Raw genomic sequence first — 22,272 nt, forward strand, 5'->3', positions numbered from 1 at the left:
ATATGGATATTCAAACTTGGACCTTTATTTTGGTCGGCATCACCTTTGCCCTCTACATCGGGATTGCAGTCTGGGCTCGAGCGGGCTCAACCAGTGAATTTTATGTCGCTGGCGGCGGCGTCCATCCTGTGGCCAATGGCATGGCAACGGCTGCTGACTGGATGTCAGCGGCTTCTTTTATTTCAATGGCAGGTATCATCTCTTTTGTCGGTTACGATGGTACCGTTTACTTGCTCGGCTGGACAGGAGGGTATGTTTTACTCGCCCTATGCCTCGCGCCTTACCTGCGTAAATTTGGTAAATTTACCGTGCCCGATTTTATCGGCGATCGTTACTATTCTCGTACTGCGCGAATGGTTGCGGTATTTTGCGCCATTTTTGTCTCATTCACCTACGTTGCCGGACAAATGCGCGGTGTCGGGGTCGTCTTTGCCCGCTTCCTAGAAGTGGATATTAACCTAGGGATTATCATCGGTATGGCGATTGTGTTCTTCTATGCCGTGATGGGTGGCATGAAAGGAATTACTTATACCCAAGTGGCTCAATACTGCGTCTTGATTTTTGCCTTTATGGTGCCTGCTATCTTCACCTCACTGATGATGACAGGTAGCCCTATTCCACAAGTTGGTTTTGGATCAACACTTTCGGGCAGTGATGAATACCTCCTCACTCGATTAGATGGTTTAACTCAGGAGTTAGGCTTCAATGCTTATACCGACGGAACCAAGAGTATGGTCGATGTGTTCTTTATTTGTGCCGCATTAATGGTCGGAACCGCCGGACTTCCTCACGTTATTATTCGCTTTTTTACCGTCCCTAAAGTTTCCGATGCACGCATTTCTGCCGGTTGGGCTCTACTATTTATCTCTTTTTTATACACCACGGCTCCCGCTGTCGCCGCCTTTGCGCGAGTAAATATGATAGACACCATCAATGGCCCAGACATGCAAGGGGTGACCGCAGCTGAAGCGCCAAGCTGGTATCAAAACTGGGAGAGTACAGGATTAGTCAAATGGGAAGATAAAAATGGCGATGGCAAAATGTTCTACTCAGGAGATGAGCGAAATGAAATGCAAATAAACCGAGATATCATTGTGCTTGCCTCACCAGAACTCGCACAACTCCCCAACTGGGTTGTTGCTCTGCTTGCTGCCGGTGGCCTAGCGGCGGCCCTTTCAACGGCGGCCGGATTATTACTTGTAATATCAACCGCCATTTCACATGATCTACTCAAAAAAGGCTTTAAACCCAACATGAGCGATAAACAAGAGCTTTTAGCCGCGCGGCTAGCGTCAGCAGTAGCGATTATCGGTGCCGGTTATTTGGGGATTAACCCTCCGGGCTTTGTTGCTGAAGTCGTCGCTTTCGCCTTTGGATTAGCCGCCGCCTCCTTCTTCCCTGCCATTATCTTAGGTATTTTCTATAAAAAGATGAATAAAGAAGGGGCCATCAGTGGCATGATCGTTGGCGTCATTTTTACCGCTGCTTATATTATCTACTTTAAATTCATCAACCCAACCGCGAGTACGCCGGATAACTGGTGGTTCGGGATCAGCCCAGAAGGGATTGGGACGCTCGGTATGTGCCTCAACTTCGTTGTCGCCATGGTGGTCAATAAATTTACCGCACAAGTACCAGACGATGTACAGGAGATGGTCGAGTCGATTCGTTATCCTAAAGGGGCTGGTGAAGCTCATAACCACTAGCCAATAGAAACAAGCATGATCAAAGCCCAGCGTTTTCTGGGCTTTTTAATTATTTCTTCGTAATGCGATGATTTAGTTACTGGGCACTTGCTGTGATGATAATGCTGGGTTCACTAAGGTCAGTTTACCAATCAAGTAATTTAGCAGCACCCCATACATGGGTACAAATAAGCCTAAACTGATGATCAATTTAAAACTGTAATCCACGAGAGCAATCTCTGTCCAGTGCTGTGCCATGAAAGGGTCGGGGCTTTGATAGAATGCAATCGCAAAAAAAGCTACCGTATCCAACGCATTACCAAACAAAGTTGAGGCTGTCGGTGCCACCCACCACTGCTTCATTTGGCGTAACCGATTAAAGACATGCACATCCATAATCTGACCTAACAAATAAGCCATAAAGCTGGCCGCTGCGATACGAGCGACAAACAGGTTAAAATCACCCAAAGGGGCAAAGCCTTGAAACTGCCCCTCATAAAAAACCACAGACAGCAGGTAAGAGACCAGCAAGGCGGGTAACATCACCCAAAAAATAATTTTCCGAGCCAGTCCAGCACCAAAAATACGTACCGTTAAATCGGTCGCTAAAAAAATAAATGGAAAAGTAAACGCACCCCAAGTGGTATGAAAACCGAAAATCGTAAACGGGATTTGCACTAAATAATTGCTAGAAGCGATAATCACTAAATGGAATAGCACCAAGTAAGTTAACGCTTTGCGCTGTTGCGCGGGGGTAAAATGACTCATATTGAACCTTTTTCGTTTGGTTTGGGGGTGAGGGAACCCAAATCGCAGCCGAAGCTGTCATATCGTTATTACTCAGGAAAGCAGTCGCATTTCCCATTAAGGGCGGCGATTATACCTTAACCACTCGCCCCTGCAAGCCCCTAATCTCAAGCAAACGTTTGACCTTTATTTTATCAATAGACAGGCATCAACTCAGCTTTTACTTGAGAAGATCCTTCCGATCATGCTAATCTTCGCCTCCATTTTTCTGACCAAAATAACCACTTTCTGTGTCAAAATAACTCGGTCAGTGCTAGCTTTAGCATAGTGAAAGCTTCGTTTTTCACTTGTCTCCCAACCAAAAGTGGAATCAAACAAATGGGTAACGGTACTCTTTACATTGTCTCAGCCCCAAGTGGCGCAGGAAAATCGAGCCTGATCGCGGCATTATTGGAACAAAATCCAACTTACGCGATGAAAGTGTCGATCTCGCACACCACTCGCGATATGCGCCCCGGTGAACAAGACGGTGTACACTACCACTTTGTCGAAAAAACCCATTTTGAAACCTTAATTGAAAAAGGCGAATTTCTTGAATATGCCGAGGTATTCGGTAACTATTATGGAACCTCTCGGGTATGGATTGAAGAAATGCTGAGCAAAGGCATTGATGTGTTCTTAGATATCGACTGGCAAGGCGCTCGTCAAATCCGCGAACAGATGCCACACGCAAGAAGTGTATTTATTCTTCCGCCTTCAAAAGAAGAGTTAGCGCGCAGGTTAAACACTCGCGGCCAAGATAGCGAAAGCGTTATCGCAAAACGTATGAGTGAAGCACGTTCAGAAATTTCTCACTACCGTGAATACGATTACGTCATCATCAATGACGATTTCGATGCCGCGTTAGTCGATTTTAAAGCCATCTTGCGCGCGGAAAGATTGAAGCAAGATAAGCAAGCGGCTAAATATAGCAGCATGCTTTCCGCACTTTTAGCGGACTAATTCCGTAACAATAAATTGGTCACCGCCTGCCGCTAGTATCTATTAACGTTAGGCTGTATACTTTCTCGTCAATCATATTTTAGTTAACTATTTGGAGTTCTCATGGCACGCGTAACTGTTCAAGACGCTGTTGAAAAAGTTGGCAACCGTTTCGACTTAGTTCTGATTGCGGCTCGCCGCGCTCGTCAAATTCAAACTGGTGGTAAAGACGCTCTAGTGCCAGAAGAGAACGATAAAACCACGGTTATCGCTTTACGCGAAATCGAAGAAGGTCTTATCACAAAAGACGTACTGGATGCTCGTGAGCGCCAAGAGCAACAAGAGCAAGAAGCAGCAGAACTAGCCGCGGTTAGCAGCATCGTGCACAACCGCTGATTCTGTCTCAGGAATCACTCAACATTCGGGCCTGAAATTTGTATCTATTCGACAGCCTCAAAGATGTTGCCCAAGAATATCTCACAGAGCCTCAAATAGAGGCTCTGCGCCAATCTTATATCGTGGCAAGAGATGCGCATGAGGGGCAAACCCGTTCCAGCGGGGAACCTTATATTATTCATCCGGTTGCCGTCGCTCGAATTCTGGCAGAAATGCGCTTGGATCTAGAAACGCTCCAAGCAGCCCTACTCCACGATGTCATTGAAGATACGCCTGCAACCAAAGAAGAACTGGAAAACCAATTTGGTACCGCCGTTGCTGAACTGGTCGATGGAGTTTCCAAACTAGACAAACTTAAGTTCCGAGACCGTAAAGAAGCGCAAGCGGAAAATTTTCGTAAAATGGTGCTTGCTATGGTGCAAGACATCCGCGTGATTTTAATCAAACTCTCGGATCGTACACATAACATGCGTACTTTAGGTGCATTACGACCGGATAAAAAACGCCGTATTGCTCGTGAAACCTTAGAGATCTACGCCCCGCTTGCACACCGGCTCGGCATCCACAATATCAAAACAGAGCTAGAAGAACTCGGTTTTGAAGCCCTATATCCCAACCGCTATCGAGTGCTAAAAGAAGTCGTAAAAGCGGCACGGGGCAACCGTAAAGAGATGATTCAACGCATCCACAGTGAAATTGAAGGTCGATTACATGACGTTCATTTGCCTGCACGAGTGGTTGGACGCGAAAAAAATCTTTATTCCATCTACAACAAGATGAAAACCAAAGAGCAACGCTTCCATACCATTATGGATATTTATGCATTTCGAGTCATTGTCGATAGCGCCGATACCTGTTATCGCGTATTGGGCCAAGTGCATAGCCTGTATAAACCACGTCCGGGTCGTGTCAAAGATTACATTGCGGTACCGAAAGCCAATGGTTATCAGTCTCTGCATACCTCGATGGTTGGGCCACATGGCGTGCCTGTTGAGGTTCAGATTCGTACCGAAGATATGGATCAAATGGCCGACAAAGGGGTCGCGGCCCATTGGTCATATAAAACCAATGGAGAGCGCGGTGGCACGACCGCCCAAGTTAAAGCGCAGCGTTGGATGCAAAGCTTGCTCGAGTTACAACAAAGTGCGGGCAACTCGTTTGAGTTTATTGAAAATGTTAAATCTGATCTCTTCCCTGATGAGATTTACGTTTTCACCCCGAAAGGACGGATTGTCGAACTACCGGCGGGAGCCACCGCAGTCGATTTTGCCTATGCTGTGCATACCGATGTCGGCAACACCTGCGTTGGCGCGCGAGTTGATCGTACGCCTTATCCTCTAAGTAAAGCGCTAAAAAATGGCCAAACGGTTGAAATCATCAGCGCGCCAGGCGCAAGGCCGAATGCCGCTTGGCTCAACTATGTAGTCACCTCAAGGGCCAGAACCAAAATTCGCCAAGTATTAAAAACCATGCGCAGAGAAGAGTCGATCACCTTAGGTCGTCGCTTACTCAATCATGCACTCGGCGATTTCTCACTCAGCGATATCAGCCAAGACAACATCAAGCATGTTTTGACTGGGCTTAAACTGGCAACAGAGGACGATCTACTCGCTGCCATCGGCCTCGGTGAACTGATGAGCATTGTCATTGCCCGCCGTTTATTAGGTGACGCTGATGAATTGACAGAGAGCATCCATAAAGATGGCACGCCGAAGAAAAAACTCCCGATTCGTGGCGCAGAAGGCATTTTATTAACCTTCGCCAACTGTTGTCATCCGATTCCTGATGATTCGATTATTGCTCATGTCTCTCCGGGACGCGGCCTTGTGGTACATAGAGAAACCTGCCCTAACGTGCGCGGTTATCAAAAAGAACCCGATAAGTATATGGCCGTCGAATGGACAAAAGATTACGATCAAGAGTTCATTACCGAATTACGGGTAGATATGCACAACCGGCAAGGTGCCTTGGCCGATCTCACCAATGTGATCTCCAATACAGGTTCCAATATTCACGGGCTTTCAACCGAAGAGCGTGATGGTCGGCTGTATACGGTGATGGTATTACTCACCACCAAAGATCGTGTCCATTTAGCCAATATCATGCGTAAAATCCGCGTTATGCCTAATACGCTTAAAGTTCGGCGCAGACGGTACTAAGCGCCCCCGACGAATTGAGCCCTTGCATCACAACAAGGGCTTTTTATTGATCAAGATGTCACGGCTGCTGATCACACTTGCGCAGCGTAGACACAAAAACTGATACCCATGTTATGAATTTAGAACGCTACTTACGTATTCAAGAGGTGCTCAAAGCACGCCAGCCAGACTTAACCGTTTGCTTGGAGGAGGTACATAAACCGAATAATGTTTCTGCTGTCATTCGGACTGCAGATGCGGTAGGACTGCACCAAATCCATGCCGTCTGGCCGAGTGAACCCATGCGAACGCTGAGCCACACTTCTGCTGGTGCTCGTAACTGGGTAGAGGTCGAAACTCACGATAGTACCCAAGAGGCCATCACCCATCTGAAAGCGCAAGGTATGCAAATACTGGTGACCAACTTATCTGAGCATGCGGTGGATTTTCGGGCCATTGATTATACCCAACCAACCGCCATCGTCGTTGGCAGTGAAAAAACGGGTATTTCTCACCACGCCTTAGCGTTAGCTGATCAAGATATTGTCATCCCCATGGTTGGGATGGTGCAATCGCTTAATGTCTCGGTCGCCTGCGCGCTGATTCTCTACGAGGCTCAACGGCAACGGCAACAAGCGGGCATGTATCAACGAGAACAAAGTCCGCTATCCGAGCAGACCATTCAACGCATTTTGTTTGAAAGAGGCCATCCGGTCTTAGCCAAGGTCGCTAAACGCAAAGGGCTGCCTTACCCATCATTAAATGAAAAAGGCGAGATTATTGCCGACCCAAATTGGTGGAACGCGATGCAACGCGGATAATTTCCCTGTACAAATACACAGCTCAATGGTTGAATAAAGCCCATTGAGCCTAACTCAGTGGGTTGATCCTATGTCGCAACTTCTTTCAGCTATCCCGTTAACGTCACTCTCTGGTGTCGGCGCTAAAGTCGCTGAAAAATTGGCTAAAGTTGGCTTACACAGCGTACAAGATCTACTTTTCCATTTACCGCTGCGCTACGAAGACCGTACTCGAATTTATCCCATCATCAAACTCCACCCTGGGTTATGGGCAGCAGTACAAGGTAAGGTCATGACGGTGGACACCCATTTTGGTCGTAAAAAAATGCTCACGGTCAAAATCAGTGATGGCAATGGCACCCTCACCTTACGCTTCTTCAACTTTACTGCGGCGATGAAAAATAATTTTGCCGAGGGAAAACCCATCTACGCTTACGGTGAAATCAAGCGTGGTCATCAGGGGTTAGAAATCATTCATCCTGACTACCAGTTTTTTACCGCCACGCAAGAGAGCGTCACCGAAACCCACTTAACCCCCGTGTATCCCACCACTGAAGGGTTACGGCAAACCACCTTGCGTAACCTCACTGAGCAAGCGTTAAGTTTACTCGATAAAGCGGCGGTGGATGATCTATTACCCAGTGGGTTATATCCTGATCAACTGACTCTCGCTCAAGCACTGCACACCATTCATCGTCCTCCGGCAGGCCTCGACCTCACCCTCTTTGATCAAGGGCGTCATCCCGCTCAACTTCGCTTGATCATGGAAGAATTATTGGCCCAAAACTTATCCATGCTAGCGGTGCGCAGTCAAGGCCAGCAAGATACGGCCCTTCCGTTGCCAGAATGCCAGCAATTAAAACATCAATTGTTAGCTCAATTGCCTTTTAGCCCAACCCAAGCCCAAGCTCGCGTGGTGCGTGAAATCGAAGCCGACCTTGCTAAACCGCACCCAATGATGCGTTTAGTTCAAGGTGATGTGGGTTCAGGAAAAACCCTTGTTGCCGCCCTAGCCGCAGTTCGAGCTATCGAACACGGTTATCAAGTCGCACTGATGGCTCCGACCGAACTGCTGGCAGAACAGCACGCGATTAATTTTAGCCAATGGCTTGAACCGATGGGTATTGCTGTCGGCTGGTTAGCGGGTAAATTGAAAGGTAAAGCCAAACAAACTGAACTTGCTCGCATTGCCAGTGGTGAGGCGCAAATGGTGGTGGGCACACATGCGCTCTTTCAAGAGCAAGTGGCGTTTCATCAACTCGCGTTAGTGATTATTGATGAGCAACACCGCTTTGGTGTCCATCAACGTCTTGAGCTGCGTGAGAAAGGCGCTAAACAAGGAGCGTATCCACATCAGTTAATTATGACCGCCACACCCATTCCTCGCACCTTAGCCATGACTGCTTACGCCGATTTAGAAACCTCAGTGATTGACGAACTGCCTCCCGGTCGAACACCGATTCAGACCGTGGCGATTCCAGACACCAAACGCGCAGACATCATTGAACGGGTTCGACACGCTTGCCTTAACGAACATAAACAAGCGTATTGGGTTTGTACTTTAATTGATGAATCAGAAGTCTTGGAGGCACAAGCGGCTGCCGATACCGCACAAGAACTGCAGCAACAATTAGCCGAACTCAATATTGGTTTAGTTCATGGGCGAATGAAAGCAGCTGAAAAACAGCAAGTTATGCAAGCCTTCAAGGACAACCAACTGCATCTACTGGTCGCGACGACCGTTATCGAAGTTGGGGTCGATGTCCCAAATGCCAGTTTAATGATCATTGAAAACCCAGAGCGCTTAGGATTAGCACAACTGCACCAATTACGTGGCCGAGTCGGACGAGGCTCTGTCGCCAGCCATTGCGTCTTGCTTTACCACGCCCCACTCTCAAAAACCGCTCAAAAACGCCTTGGCGTATTACGCGAAAGCAATGATGGTTTTGTTATCGCGCAGCGCGATTTAGAGATTCGAGGCCCGGGCGAACTCTTGGGCACCAAGCAGACCGGCCTAGCCGATTTTAAAATTGCCGATTTAATTCGCGATCAATCGCTGATTCCTGAAGTACAACGCCTTGCGCGTCATATTCACGATCACTATCCCACCAATGCGAAAGCGATTATTGAGCGTTGGTTAGCAGAACGAGACGTTTACGCCAAAGCCTAATTGCGGTGGCGTACTTTTACCCACCATAACAGAGCAAGGGATCAACGCCCAAAAGCAATCGTTTGCTTTTTTGATAAAAACCTCTATAATCGCCGCCCAAAATAACCTGATGGTTATTAACACTCAGAGTTGAGCCTGATTAACAGCAATCACAGGTAAACACTCAACTCGACGGTGACTGCCCATTCAGCGCACTCAGCCAGACACGATAGGAATAACACCATGAGTCAGCCACACGCTTCACGCCAATCGGACTTGATCTATCAATTAAATGATCGTCCACCTCTACCACAAACCCTATTTGCGGCACTGCAACACTTGCTTGCCATGTTTGTTGCGGTCATCACACCGTCCTTGATTATTTGTCAATCACTAGGGGTTCCTGCGGATCAAACCAACACCATCATTAGCATGTCGCTGTTTGCGTCTGGCTTATCATCCTTTATTCAGATTCGCACCTTCGGCCCGATTGGCTCCGGTTTGCTCTCTATTCAAGGCACCAGCTTTAACTTTTTAGGCCCAATTATTGGCGCAGGTTTAGCGTTAAAAGCTGGTGGTGCCGATATCTCCAGCATGATGGCGGCCATCTTTGGTACCATTTTAGTCGCCTCTTTTGCGGAAATTTTGCTCTCGCGCATTTTGCAGTTTGCCCAACGTATCATCACCCCATTAGTGTCCGGTATTGTGGTAACCTTGATCGGCTTAACCTTGGTGCAAGTTGGCCTTGTCTCTATCGGCGGTGGTTATGCCGCATTAAGTGATGGCACGTTCGGCAGTTTAGATAAGCTAGCGTTAGCGGGCACCGTATTGGCCTTGATTGTGATCTTAAATCGCGCCCGAAACCCTTATGTCCGAGTCGCTTCGATTGTGATTGCCATGGTGGTGGGGTATATCATGGCTTACTTGATGGGCATGGTGGATACCAGCCAAAAGCCACAAAGTAGCTTGATGGCGCTGCCGATCCCAATGCAGTACGGGCTCAGTTTTGATTGGTCGTTATTTATTCCTTTAGTTCTTATTTTCTTGATCACCGCGTTAGAGGCAATTGGAGACATTACCGCCACATCGGAAGTGTCTGGCGAGCCGGTCAAAGGCCCAATTTATATGAAACGGATTAAGGGCGGCGTCTTGGCCGATGGCCTGAACTCGGCCCTAGCGGCTGTCTTTAATAGTTTTCCTAATTCCACGTTTAGCCAAAACAATGGGGTAATTTTGCTCACCGGTGTCGCCAGCCGTTATGTCGGATACTTTATTGCCGCAATGTTGGTTTTACTGGGTTTATTTCCCGGAGTGGCAAGTTTTGTACAACTGATCCCAGAGCCGGTACTCGGGGGAGCCACCATTGTGATGTTCGGCACCATTGCCGCAGCCGGGGTACGAATTATTTCTCGCGTTGACCTCGACCGACGTGCGATTTTGATTATGGCTCTGTCGTTTTCAATGGGCTTAGGTATTGCACAAAAACCAGAAATTCTGCAATTTATGCCCGAGTTTATTAAGAGTATTTTCTCATCTGGCGTCGCCGCAGGTGGCATTACCGCCATTGTGCTTAACTTGCTGTTACCCGAGCATAACGCTCGCGCTAAAGCAACCATAACCGAGCAAGCCCTAGAGCAAGAATAAAATGCCCGCAATGCTTACCGCGCTCGCGTCACCGAGGATAACTGTACTTTCTTCACATGATAGTCAATAAACTTGATGACGCTTAATATTTAAACCCAATTAGAACATCTCGCACCTTCCCCCAAGCCGGTTGTTCTGGGCAACCGCTTCAATAATCTAACGAGATTGGGTTGGGAAACTGAGTTGAATTTTTAAGCCGCCTTCGGCACGGTTATTGAGCACCACCGCACCATGGTGCTGGCTTACAATCCGTTTTACAATCGCCAGCCCAAGTCCGGTGCCTTCACTTCCTCGAGCGGTATCGCCACGAATAAAGGGTTCAAACACTTTATTGACTTGGCTGGGCTCAATCCCTGGGCCATTGTCTTGCACACACACCCAAGCCATTTTTTTATCTGCGGTGATCCCAGTGCTCACTTGCACCCAGCCATTGCCATAGCGCAGGGCATTAACCACTAAATTACTGACCGCCCGCTTAATCGCAATCGGGTTGCCAAACACTGGCTCAATGTCTTGTGATAATTGCGCATCGATCTGCACTTCATATCCACCTTCAGAACACGCGACATCACTGGCAATGTCATTTAAATCGACCGATTGAAACGTCTGCTTATCGACCGGTTTTAAATAGTCCATAAACTGGCTGATGATTTCATTGCACTCTTCAGTATCGCTAATGATCCCTTCCGCTAAGTAGCTATCTTCTGGTGACATCATCTCGGTGGCTAAGCGAATACGTGTTAATGGCGTTCTTAAATCATGGCTGATCCCGGCCATCAGTAGTGCCCGATCCTCTTCTAATGCTTGAATGCCTTGAGACATTTGATTAAAAGCCCGAGTGACCGCACGGATTTCGCTGGCCCCTTTTTCGGCAATAGGTGGCGGAATTTCACCGCGTCCCACCGAGATGGCGGCTTTTTCTAACAGGCTCAATGGGCGATTCTGTAAGCGAATGAATAACCAACCTCCGACTAGAATGAAAATCGCCACCACGATGCTATTACGAAATAATGGGGCAAAATCCTCTTCTCTCAGCTCAGAAAGAGGAATCCGTAATATTTTGTCTGGTAGTGCTTCGATCTTCATCCATAAAATATAGCTTTCTTTGCCTACTCCCATACGGACTTGCGTGAATGATCCCAGCTCTTTACTCATCTCTTCACTCATTAAGTCAATGCTGATCGCCCGCTGAAATTGCTCTCCTGCCGAGCTGTCAGCATGGAATAATTCAACGCCCAGTTTTTCCAGCACTCGTAAACGCATTGAGGCATCCAATTCATGGTCGACCTCGCTAAACGAGTCATCCAACATCAGGCTGATTTCATGGCTAAGAATTTTATTAAACTGCTGCAAACTGGGGATAATGGCGTAGTTGATTAATGCATAGTAAGAGTAGGCTTGGCTAGCAATCAACAAAGTAAAAAAGAGTAATAACGTTTGGGTAAAAGAGCTGCGAATGCGCATAAGGCACCTACAATCAATGGGGGGAAAAGGAGTACCACGGCAGATGCCGCATCGGTCCAATCCTCTATGCTGGAAAAGCCAGTCACACCACTGGCTTATCGTTCAATCAACTGGCTGATTTTCCATCAGGAACAAAGACATAGCCTAAGCCCCATACGGTTTGAATGTAACGCGGCTTACTGGGATCCACTTCTAGCATCCGTCTTAAACGTGAAATCTGCACATCAATTGAGCGCTCCATTGCAGAATATTCTCGTCCTCGTGCCATATTCATTAATTTGTCTCTCGACATCGGCTCACGAGCGTGGGTGACCAGCGCTTTGAGTACGGCGAATTCTCCTGAAGTTAACGGCATGGGTTCATCACCACGAAACATTTCTCGTGTGCCCAAATTGAGCCGAAATTCGCCAAATTCGACAATGGTATCATCGGCACTCGGTGCGCCCGGTGCTTCAATGACTTGACGACGTAAAACCGCTTTAATACGTGCCAGTAACTCTCGCGGGTTAAAGGGTTTGGGTAGATAGTCATCGGCACCCACTTCAAGCCCAACGATGCGATCAATTTCATCCCCTTTTGCGGTAAGCATTAAAATGGGAATGGTGTTATTGGCATTTCTCAAGCGGCGACAAATCGAGAGGCCATCTTCTCCCGGTAGCATCAGATCTAACACCATTAGATGAAAGGTTTCCCGCTTGAGTAAACGATCCATCTGCTCACTGTTTGCCACACTCCGGACTTGAAAGCCTTGTTCAGATAGGTAGCGCTCTAACAGTGCACGTAATCGCGCATCATCATCAACCACTAAGATTTTATAATTTTCTTGCATGTTCACAGATCCCACGAAAAAGAGAGGCCACCCAAACGGGTTTATCACTCAAAATGTAACACTGTTTGTCGGCGAGCCACTCAAAGAATTGTTAGCATTTATTACTTATCAATATCATAGCGTAGATGGTTGACAAAAAAAGCGACATCGACGTCGCTAGGGTCTATTGACATTAGAGAAAAAGCCAACCTTACGGTTGGCTTGCTCGATTATCGTTCGCGTATCAGTTGCGCTAACGCATCCCAGTCACCGCGGTCGATCAGTTCAGTCGGCACCATCCATGTTCCACCACACGCCACAACGGAGCTTAAAGCAAGGTAATCTTGCACGTTACCGGGGTTGATACCACCGGTTGGCATAAACCGCACCGGATAAACAGCCGCCAGTGATTTAAGCATCGCAATGCCACCAGAAGGTTCAGCAGGGAAAAACTTTAATGTGGTTAACCCCATTTCCATTGCTTGTTCAACTAAGCTTGGATTATTGACCCCAGGGACAATCGCAATGCGTCGCTGCTGGCAATATTTCACTGTGGTTGGGTTTAGCCCTGGGCTGACAATAAAATCAGCACCGGCTTGCTGTGCTTTATCCACTTGTTCTGTTGTCAATACGGTGCCTGCACCAATTAACATCTCTGGATACGCTTCACGCATCAACCGAATTGACGCTTCTGCCGCTTCAGTGCGAAACGTGACTTCGGCACAGGGTAGGCCGTTCTCCACCAAGACTTTAGCTAATGGAACCGCCTGTTTGGCATCGTTAATCGCAATAACTGGGACAACTTTTATCTCAGCTAATCGTTGTTCAAGAGTAATCATAGATCCACCTTACAAAATAAAGCTTAGGGTCGCGACAATAATAAACGCGATACTACCAAGCAGAGTTTCCATTACTGTCCAAGTTTTGAGTGTGGTTTTCTCATCCATCTCAAGTAAGCGAGAGACTAACCAGAACCCTGAATCATTAAAGTGTGACAATACCGTTGCCCCACCCGCGATGGCGATCACGATAAAGCATAAATCCAGTTCAGACAAACCAGTCGTTTGCGAGACAATCGGGGCCATCAGCGCGGCGGTAGTCGTTAAGGCAACCGTTGCTGAGCCTTGTGCAACCCGCAAACAAGTTGAAATAACAAAGGCAGCAACAATCACCGGCATTCCGGTGTGTGCTAGTACGTCGGCCAACGCTTGACCAATACCGCTGGCACGCAGAACACCACCAAACATCCCTCCCGCACCGGTAACCAAAATCACCGCACAAATCGGAGCCAATGCATCGGTACACAGTTTTTCTAGTTTACTCATACCGTATTTACCGGCAAAGGTTGTCAGGCAAACTAATAAGGTGATGAGCAGCGCTATCGGTGTTTTACCCAACATGCGTAAAAAACCGACCAGAGGATTTTGACCATCAATCATCCCTGCTACCGCTAAGGTATTGAGCCCGGTGTCCATGAAAATGAGTAACACGGGTAACACCAAAATTAATAGTACGGTCGAAAATTTTGGTAGATCGGAGGGATCTTTAAACATCACTTCGGTGTTTAAAAACGCTTTAGAGAGTGGAATGTTAAATTTCTCACCACAATATAAACCAAAGAGATAAGCCCCTAAATACCAAGTAGGAATAGCCACCAGTAATCCGACAACCAGCAGTAAACCGATGTCGGCACCAAGCAGTTCGGCTGCCGCGACTGGGCCTGGATGAGGCGGTACAAAAGCATGCATAACCGCAAATGCCCCTGCGGCAGGTAACGCATACTTCAGCGGAGAGCCTCCGAATCGTTTCGCCACACTAAACAGAATCGGCATCATGACGATTAAGCCAGCATCAAAAAAGATCGGAAAACCAAACATCAGGGATGCGACCCCGAGAGCTAATGGGGCGCGTTGTTCACCAAATCGACCGATTAATGTATCGGCGAGCACTTTTGCGCCGCCGGTCACTTCTAAAATTTTGCCGATCATGGCACCAAGGCCAACCAGTAGTGCTACGGAGGCTAAGGTACCACCAAAGCCGGACATCATGCTGGGGACGACTTTTTCAGCAGGAATTCCGGTCGCAAGCGCGGTACCAAAGCTCACTAAAGTGAGCGACGCAAAAGCGTGTACTTTTAACTTCATTATCAGCACCAACAACGCAAGGATGGCGCAGGCAGCTATCAGTAATAGATAGGTAGGGCTATGTGCAAGTTGTTCCATGTTGTTCACCTTTATCAAGGATAGGATGTTTGTGTCTTAGTTCACAAATCTAAAAGTTACGGGTAACATGTTACCGATAACAACACTAAGATAAAGTCAATTTTTACGGCAAAGTTCAAAATTGAGATCTGGCTCAGATCTCGCAATAAGGAGTCGCTATGACGGGTAATAGCATTATTGTGATGGGCGTCAGTGGTTGCGGAAAAAGTACAATTGGCGCATTGATCGCCCAACGCCTTGGCGCAAAATTTATTGATGGCGATGATCTTCATCCTCGGGCAAATATTGAAAAAATGCGCCGTGGTGAACCCCTCAATGATCATGACCGAGCACCTTGGCTAGAGCGCATCCGCGATGCCGCTTTCAGCTTAGAAAATAAAAGTGAACAAGGCATTATCGTCTGTTCAGCATTGAAAAAAGCGTATCGCGATCAGATTCGAGAAGGCAACCAACATGTAACTTTCCTATTTCTTGATGGCGATAAATCGCTCATTATCGAGCGAATGCGTGCACGTCAAGGGCATTTTATGAAAAGCGACATGTTAGACAGCCAGTTTGCGACTTTACAACGGCCAAGCGCAGAAGAAAAAGATGTGCTTACCATCAATATTGCTCGAGATATTGATGGTGTCGTCGAACAGGCCATCGCCGCGCTACAACAACGGGAGACGCAATCATGTTAGATAACGCAATCATGTTAGATAAAACGGTATTCGCTGTCACAGAACGTATCGCGGCCCGAAGCCAAGCTTTGCGTCAAGAATTTTTAGACCGGACAGAGCAACAACGGGCCAAAGGGAAAGGAAAGGCAAGCTTATCCTGTGGCAACTTAGCGCACGCTATTGCCGCCTCTTGTCAGAATGAAAAATCCCAGATTCTGGATTTAACCAAAGCCAATTTGGCGATCATTACAGCCTATAATGACATGCTCAGTGCACATCAAGTTTATCAAGATTACCCTGCACGAATTAAAGCTGCACTCAAAACTTGCGGCCATACGGCACAGGTGGCCGGTGGGGTTCCTGCAATGTGCGATGGTGTCACTCAAGGTCAACCAGGGATGGATATGTCGCTATTTTCCCGTGATCTGATTGCGCAAGCGACGGCTATGTCACTCAGCCACAACATGTTTGACGGCACACTGTTACTTGGCATTTGCGATAAAATTGCACCGGGACAATTAATGGGAGCACTCAGTTATGCTCATCTCCCTACGGCATTTATTCCCGCTGGCCCAATGTCAACCGGGATCAGTAATGAAGAAAAAGTCGATATTCGGCAAAAATATAGTGCTGGGCAAGTGGGCCGAGATGCATTGCTTGAAATGGAGTGTAGCTCCTACCACTCACCGGGCACCTGCACCTTTTACGGTACCGCAAACACCAATCAATTAGTCTTTGAGGCAATGGGCTTAATGCTTCCTGGTTCGGCGTTTGTAGCCCCCAACACCCCTCTTCGTCACGCATTAACTGAATATGCTGCTCAGGCCATTGCCGCAATGGCACCGGGCACACCGAATTATCGTCCGCTTTGCCACGTGGTGACAGAAAAAAGCCTGGTTAATGGCTTAATCGCTCTTTTGGCTTCAGGCGGAAGCACCAACCATACCATTCACTTGGTGGCGTTGGCTCGAGCAGCTGGCTTGATTCTCACTTGGCAAGATATGAGCGATTTATCTCAAGTCGTGCCTTTGTTGACCAATGTTTACCCAAATGGAACGGCCGATATCAATGCCTTCGAGCAAGCGGGGGGCGTTCCCATGTTGATGACGCGTTTACACGAGCGGCATTTGTTGCATTGTGATGTCACGCCTGCTTTTGGCCAATTTAGCGACCAGTTAACTCGTCCAACGCTCATTGATGGGCAACTGCATTGGCAAGCCTGCCAAGAAAGCCACGATCCACAAGTGATCGCAACTAAAAATCAACAATTTCAAACAAGCGGGGGGATTAAGGTATTAAAAGGCAACCTCGGGCAAGCGGTGATTAAAATTTCTGCGGTAAAACCTGAGCATCACTGCATTGAAGCTCCGGCCAAGGTGTTTGACTCACAACATGATGTCGAAGCGGCATATCAAGCTGGAGAGCTGAATCAAGATTGTATTGTCGTGGTTCGCTATAGTGGGCCAGCAGCCAATGGCATGCCGGAATTACACAAGCTGATGCCCATTCTGGGGAATGTGCAAAAAGCAGGTTACCAAGTGGCATTAGTAACCGACGGCCGTTTATCTGGTGCATCAGGTAAAATTCCAGCCGCAATACATGTTTCACCAGAGGCATTACGCGGAGGAGCAATCGGGTTACTTCGTGATGGTGATCGCTTACGGTTGGATGCGAAAAATGGCGAATTAACTTGCTTAGTCTCGTTAGCAGACCGCCAGCCTCCCCTTCTGTTCACCGAACAAGAGCAGCAGAGCTGGGGGCGTGAACTGTTCACGATCGCGCGTCAACACGTCACGCCTGCCGATCAAGGGGCTAGCTTTCTCTTTGCTCCACTTGAGCCATGATTACCAACTTGCACCCGGGGTTAAGCGATAACCTAAATCATACACTTTAGGCTCAACCGATTGACCCGACAGTGCCGTCAGCAATAGCTCGGCACTTTTTTTACCAATCGCAAAACGCGGAGTCTCAACACTGGTTAATTTAGGAATAATGGCCTGACCAATGTCGAGCGCATTATAGCCCACCACAGCAATTTGTTGAGGCACCGCAATACCATGATGAGAACAATACATCATGGCACCAATGGCTAGGTCATCATTGGTACAGAAAATCGCATCCATATCTGGATATTGCTCGAGCGCCTGCTGTAATAACTCGCCGCCCAAGGTAAAACTAGAATGCTCTCCGGTAGAGACTTGGATGGGCAAAAGCCCCGCTTCCTCCATCGCACGCTGATAGCCTTGCATCCGCAGTTTTGTTCGAGTATCCAACCGAGCCGCTAAATAGATGATTTTTTTTCGACCTCTGGCGATCAATTGCTGTATCACTTCATAAGAGATCTGTTCATGATTCAACCCGACCGCCATATCAATCGGCTGAGAGGGGATCTCCATCGTTTCCACGACCGGAATACCGGCGGATTTAAGCATTTGTAACGCGCGTTCGGTATGGTTGGTTTCGGTTAAAATCAGCGCATCGACCCGATAAGAGAGAAAAGCGGCAATTTTGTTTTCTTCGACCTGCACGTTATAACCGGTATGGGCAATTAAGGTATCGTACCCCGCCGCTTGAGTGACCTCTTCAATACCTTGTACTAGGTGAGCAAACACTTGATTCGATAGTGACGGTAATATAATCCCAATCGCCCGACTAGAGGATTTAGACATAATAGAGGGCACGCGGTTATGAATATAACCTATACTTTCAATTACTTGAGATATTTTTTTTTGCGTTTTTTCTGCCACTGAACTGGGGTCACGCAAATAGCGTGAAACCGTCATTTTGGTCATACCAACCTGATCGGCAATATCTTGCAAAGTGGGTCTTGTTTTCTTTTGCATACGGTTCCTAGCCCCAACCTATCTTATCGGTTGGTGGACTCTTTCTCATAACGAATAGCATTAATAAACCAGAGTTTATCACCAGTTGGCGTTTTTACCGTGACTTCGTCATCCACTTGTTTTTTTAACAAGGCTCGTGCCATTGGAGAATCAATCGAGATATAACCTTTCGCCTCACCATAAATTTCTTCTGGCCCAACGATGCGTAAGGTTTTTTTCTCGCCCATTTCATTCTCTATTTCTACCCAAGCACCAAAAAAGACTCGCCCTTCTTGCTGAGGGGAGTAATCGACAATGGTTAACTCTGGTAATAACTTACGCAAATAACGAACACGACGATCAATTTGCCGGAGTAAGCGTTTATTGAAGGTGTAATCGGCATTTTCTGAGCGGTCACCAAGGCTGGCTGCCCACGTCACGATCTTAGTAATTTCCGGACGCTTCTCATGCCATAGATGATCGTGCTCTTGTTTAAGCTGATTATAACCCGCGCGAGTGATGAGTTTGGTTTTCACTATTGACTCCCAGGACAAGGTGATTACAGAAATTAAAATAATTCATTTTCGTGATAAACCTCACGAAAAGTATTGAAATTAAAAACAGCGTTCATATAATAATCGACTACGCTTTCTCCACAACTAGGATCCGCCAATGAAACAACTCACCGCCAGGCAAACGGTTCAGCGACACATTCTAGAAGCTCTATTACTGACTTTCTTAACCTTACTGGCTCCCATCATGGTCTATGTGGATCTCAACATTTTCCAACACGGTGTACCAGAAATTGGAGCTACCGAAATTACCCAAGAACTCTTTGCCTTAATCAGTGCACTATTATTTACAAAACTAGCCTACAAATTACCACAACAACGCGGCTTCTATACTCTTGTAGCTGGATTTTTCTTCTGCGTTGTTATTCGCGAACTTGATCAGTTTTTTGATCTCCTTTGGCATGGTTTCTGGCTTATTCCTGCAATCTTATGCGCTGTTGTTGCTATTGGTTATGCTGTCTTTCGCTGCCAAGGCTCCGTGTTACAACCCATGGCTAATTTTACTCACACCAAAGCCTACCCTTTTTTACTTATTGGTTTATTAATTTTGCTTATTTTTAGTCGAGTATTTGGTAGCGGTAGCCTATTTTGGATGAGTATCATGGGTGATGCCTATGTACATGGCTTCAAAAATGCCCTACAAGAAGGGCTAGAACTGCTAGGCTATAGTTTTATTTTTTATTCCGCTTGTCTAAATTACGTTAAAAATCATCCAATCACAGAAAAGACGTTGCAGCCGATGCCTGGCTACGTACAATCTGTACATCATTGATAGACAAAGAGACGACGGATGAGCCAAGCTATCTGCCAACAGATTGCCGAGGAGCTAAATGTTCGCTCCGAACAAGTAATCGCCGCTGTAACCCTAATTGATGACGGTAACACCGTCCCTTTTATTGCCCGCTACCGTAAAGAGGTGACGGGCGGTTTAGACGATACGCAACTGCGCCACTTAGATAGCCGCCTAGCTTATCTGCGAGAGATGGAAGATCGTCGCCAATCGATTCTCAAATCGATTCAAGAGCAAGGTAAGTTAACACCTCAATTAGAGCAAGCAATTCTCAGCGCCGAGAATAAAACTCGCTTAGAAGATCTCTACCTGCCTTACAAACCTAAGCGACGCACGAAAGGACAAATTGCCATTGAGGCTGGGCTTGAACCTCTGGCGGAACGCTTATGGCAACACGCCGATGTTGACCCAGAACAAGAAGCCAACCGCTACTTAAACCCCAACCAAGGTATTACCGATGCCAAAGCGGCCCTTGATGGTGCTCGAGCTATTATTATGGAACGTATTGCGGAAGATGCCGACTTACTCGGAAAAATTCGTCAGTACCTCCAACGCCATGCTGAGATTGTGTCGTTAGTTGTCAGTGGTAAAGAGCAAGAAGGTGAAAAATTTAAAGATTATTTTGCCCACCGCGAGCCAATCAGCAAAGTGCCGTCGCACCGAGCTTTAGCTATGCTGCGTGGTCGTAATGAAGGTTTTTTAACTTTAAGCGTGAATGCAGACCCAGAACAAGAAGAGACGCTTCGCCACTCCTATTGTGAAACCCTGATTGCAGAACATTACGGTTTGGCGCTGAGCCAAGCACCGGCAGATTCTTGGCGTAAACAGGTGGTCAGTTGGGCATGGCGAATTAAAGTGTCGATGCATATGGAAACAGAATTAATGGGGGCGATGAAAGAGCGAGCGGAACTCGAAGCCATTGATGTATTTGCCACCAATCTTAAAGATTTATTGATGGCCGCGCCTGCCGGCCCAAGAGCAACACTCGGTCTCGATCCCGGTTTGCGTACCGGATGTAAAGTTGCGGTGGTGGATGCAACAGGTAAAGTGCTTGCCACCGAAACCATTTATCCTCACCAACCCCAGAATCAATATGATCGCGCGTTGCAAACGCTCGCCACTTTGGTCAAAAAACATCATGTTGATTTGATTGCAATTGGCAATGGAACCGCCTCACGAGAGACAGACAGCTTGGTCGCCGATTTAATTAAACGTGAGCAGTTAAAAGTGCAAAAAATAATGGTCAGTGAGGCGGGAGCTTCCGTGTACTCAGCCTCCGAGCTGGCCGCAAAAGAATTTCCAGATATGGATGTTTCACTACGAGGCGCAGTTTCCATCGCTCGTCGTTTGCAAGATCCATTGGCCGAGTTGGTCAAAATTGATCCGAAGTCGATTGGTGTCGGTCAATATCAACATGATGTGAGCCAGACTTTACTGGCAAAACGCCTTGATGCAGTGGTAGAAGATTGTGTTAACGCCGTCGGGGTCGATGTTAATACCGCATCAGCCGCCCTGCTAACACGTGTCGCTGGGTTATCAGCCACTCTAGCGCAAAATATTGTTCACTATCGCGATGAGAATGGCCGATTTGATAGCCGCAACACCTTGAAGAAAGTCCCTCGCCTTGGGCCTAAAGCCTTTGAACAGTGCGCGGGCTTTTTGCGCATTATGGATGGAAAAAATCCTCTGGATGCTTCCGCGGTTCACCCCGAAGCTTATCCAGTGGTAAAAATGATTGCGGAAAAAAATCATAAAGCGCTCAAGTCACTGATTGGACATAGTGACTTCCTTCGTTCACTCCATGCGGTTGATTACACCAACGATCTCTTTGGTGTTCCAACGGTCACCGATATTATTAAAGAACTGGATAAACCGGGGCGAGATCCCCGTCCTGAGTTCAAAACCGCGACCTTTGCGGAAGGCGTTAATCGTGTTGCAGACTTAGAAATTGGCATGGTGCTCGAAGGGGTGGTGTCGAATGTGGCTAATTTTGGTGCTTTTGTCGATATTGGCGTCCATCAAGATGGCTTAGTGCATATTTCAGCACTCACCGATCGCTTTGTCTCTGACCCGAGAGAAGTGGTTAAAGCGGGCGATATTGTCAAAGTAAAAGTGATGGAAGTTGATACGCAGCGTAAGCGAATCGCTCTGTCTATGCGTTTAAATGATGAGCCCGGGCAACATTCAGCGCGGGCAACTCGCGCTTCATCTCGTTCAGAAGCTTCGCCTCGTCAGATAAAACCGACTCGACACAATGAAAAAGCCAACGCTGGTGCCATGAGTGGTGCCTTTGCGGCCGCATTTGCTAAAGCCAAAAAGTAGCCACGGGCTCGCTTGAGCCAGAAAAAATCCCCATCGACTCATTGCCGATGGGGATTTTGCTCTTTTATCA

The 22,272-nt window shown here is 47.3% G+C and carries 18 protein-coding genes; 11 read left to right on the forward strand and 7 right to left on the reverse strand.

Annotated elements, in window-relative coordinates; genetic code table 11:
• Positions 1-2: 2 nt before the first annotated feature.
• Complete coding sequence (locus tag FKN05_RS13725) at positions 3-1,706, forward strand: sodium:solute symporter family protein (RefSeq protein WP_170887760.1); 1,704 nt, start codon at positions 3-5, stop codon at positions 1,704-1,706.
• Between the two features lie 72 nt (positions 1,707-1,778).
• Here FKN05_RS13725 and FKN05_RS13730 read toward each other — a convergent pair whose 3' ends face one another.
• Entirely contained in the window at positions 1,779-2,453 is a 675-nt protein-coding gene (locus tag FKN05_RS13730; RefSeq protein WP_099610253.1) for a 7-cyano-7-deazaguanine/7-aminomethyl-7-deazaguanine transporter, read from the reverse strand.
• A gap of 357 nt (positions 2,454-2,810) precedes the next feature.
• Between FKN05_RS13730 and gmk the strand changes: the two genes are divergently transcribed.
• The 6 genes from gmk (at position 2,811) to FKN05_RS13760 (ending at position 10,540) form a co-directional block, all read left to right on the forward strand.
• Positions 2,811-3,434, forward strand: coding sequence for a guanylate kinase (gene gmk / locus FKN05_RS13735; RefSeq protein WP_099610252.1), 624 nt, complete (start codon positions 2,811-2,813; stop codon positions 3,432-3,434).
• Between the two features lie 102 nt (positions 3,435-3,536).
• Positions 3,537-3,809, forward strand: coding sequence for a DNA-directed RNA polymerase subunit omega (rpoZ, locus tag FKN05_RS13740; RefSeq protein ID WP_099610251.1), 273 nt, complete (start codon positions 3,537-3,539; stop codon positions 3,807-3,809).
• 38 nt (positions 3,810-3,847) lie between these two features.
• Positions 3,848-5,968 carry a bifunctional GTP diphosphokinase/guanosine-3',5'-bis pyrophosphate 3'-pyrophosphohydrolase gene (spoT, locus tag FKN05_RS13745; RefSeq protein WP_170887761.1) on the forward strand — a complete coding sequence of 707 codons (2,121 nt, stop codon included), beginning with the start codon at positions 3,848-3,850 and terminating at the stop codon, positions 5,966-5,968.
• Positions 5,969-6,081: 113 nt separating this feature from the next.
• On the forward strand, positions 6,082-6,768 hold the full coding sequence (trmH, locus tag FKN05_RS13750; RefSeq protein ID WP_099610249.1) for a tRNA (guanosine(18)-2'-O)-methyltransferase TrmH: 687 nt from the start codon (positions 6,082-6,084) through the stop codon (positions 6,766-6,768).
• Between the two features lie 70 nt (positions 6,769-6,838).
• Positions 6,839-8,917: an ATP-dependent DNA helicase RecG gene (gene recG, locus FKN05_RS13755; RefSeq protein WP_170887762.1), complete on the forward strand. Its 2,079-nt coding sequence runs from the start codon at positions 6,839-6,841 to the stop codon at positions 8,915-8,917.
• A gap of 222 nt (positions 8,918-9,139) precedes the next feature.
• Positions 9,140-10,540, forward strand: coding sequence for a uracil-xanthine permease family protein (locus tag FKN05_RS13760; RefSeq protein ID WP_099610248.1), 1,401 nt, complete (start codon positions 9,140-9,142; stop codon positions 10,538-10,540).
• 156 nt (positions 10,541-10,696) lie between these two features.
• Here FKN05_RS13760 and envZ read toward each other — a convergent pair whose 3' ends face one another.
• The 4 genes from envZ to FKN05_RS13780 form a co-directional block, all read right to left on the reverse strand.
• A complete protein-coding gene (envZ, locus tag FKN05_RS13765) occupies positions 10,697-12,004 on the reverse strand; it encodes a two-component system sensor histidine kinase EnvZ (RefSeq protein ID WP_170887763.1) in 1,308 nt (435 codons plus the stop codon).
• A gap of 106 nt (positions 12,005-12,110) precedes the next feature.
• Complete coding sequence (gene ompR / locus FKN05_RS13770; protein WP_170887764.1) at positions 12,111-12,833, reverse strand: osmolarity response regulator transcription factor OmpR; 723 nt, start codon at positions 12,831-12,833, stop codon at positions 12,111-12,113.
• A 209-nt stretch (positions 12,834-13,042) separates the two neighbouring features.
• On the reverse strand, positions 13,043-13,651 hold the full coding sequence (locus FKN05_RS13775; protein WP_099610245.1) for a bifunctional 4-hydroxy-2-oxoglutarate aldolase/2-dehydro-3-deoxy-phosphogluconate aldolase: 609 nt from the start codon (positions 13,649-13,651) through the stop codon (positions 13,043-13,045).
• A 9-nt stretch (positions 13,652-13,660) separates the two neighbouring features.
• Complete coding sequence (locus FKN05_RS13780) at positions 13,661-15,034, reverse strand: GntP family permease (protein WP_099610244.1); 1,374 nt, start codon at positions 15,032-15,034, stop codon at positions 13,661-13,663.
• A 158-nt stretch (positions 15,035-15,192) separates the two neighbouring features.
• On the opposite strand from FKN05_RS13780, the gene FKN05_RS13785 reads away from it, so the two are divergent.
• Complete coding sequence (locus FKN05_RS13785; RefSeq protein WP_099610243.1) at positions 15,193-15,717, forward strand: gluconokinase; 525 nt, start codon at positions 15,193-15,195, stop codon at positions 15,715-15,717.
• Between the two features lie 11 nt (positions 15,718-15,728).
• The gene (gene edd / locus FKN05_RS13790) at positions 15,729-17,540 is read left to right on the forward strand and encodes a phosphogluconate dehydratase (protein WP_170887784.1); all 1,812 of its coding nucleotides are present in this window, start codon (positions 15,729-15,731) and stop codon (positions 17,538-17,540) included.
• Here the strand turns inward: edd and FKN05_RS13795 are convergent, their stop codons facing one another.
• Complete coding sequence (locus FKN05_RS13795) at positions 17,541-18,539, reverse strand: LacI family DNA-binding transcriptional regulator (RefSeq protein WP_099610242.1); 999 nt, start codon at positions 18,537-18,539, stop codon at positions 17,541-17,543.
• 23 nt (positions 18,540-18,562) lie between these two features.
• Positions 18,563-19,054, reverse strand: coding sequence for a transcription elongation factor GreB (gene greB, locus FKN05_RS13800; RefSeq protein ID WP_099610241.1), 492 nt, complete (start codon positions 19,052-19,054; stop codon positions 18,563-18,565).
• 136 nt (positions 19,055-19,190) lie between these two features.
• Here greB and FKN05_RS13805 point away from each other — a divergent pair, with 136 nt between their 5' ends.
• Both FKN05_RS13805 and FKN05_RS13810 read left to right on the forward strand, forming a co-directional pair.
• On the forward strand, positions 19,191-19,862 hold the full coding sequence (locus tag FKN05_RS13805) for a hypothetical protein (protein WP_170887765.1): 672 nt from the start codon (positions 19,191-19,193) through the stop codon (positions 19,860-19,862).
• 18 nt (positions 19,863-19,880) lie between these two features.
• Entirely contained in the window at positions 19,881-22,202 is a 2,322-nt protein-coding gene (locus FKN05_RS13810; RefSeq protein ID WP_161427885.1) for a Tex family protein, read from the forward strand.
• The last annotated feature ends 70 nt before the right edge of the window (positions 22,203-22,272 follow it).

This window comes from Vibrio sp. 1-1(7), from assembly GCF_013048485.1.
Lineage (GTDB): Bacteria > Pseudomonadota > Gammaproteobacteria > Enterobacterales > Vibrionaceae > Vibrio > Vibrio fujianensis.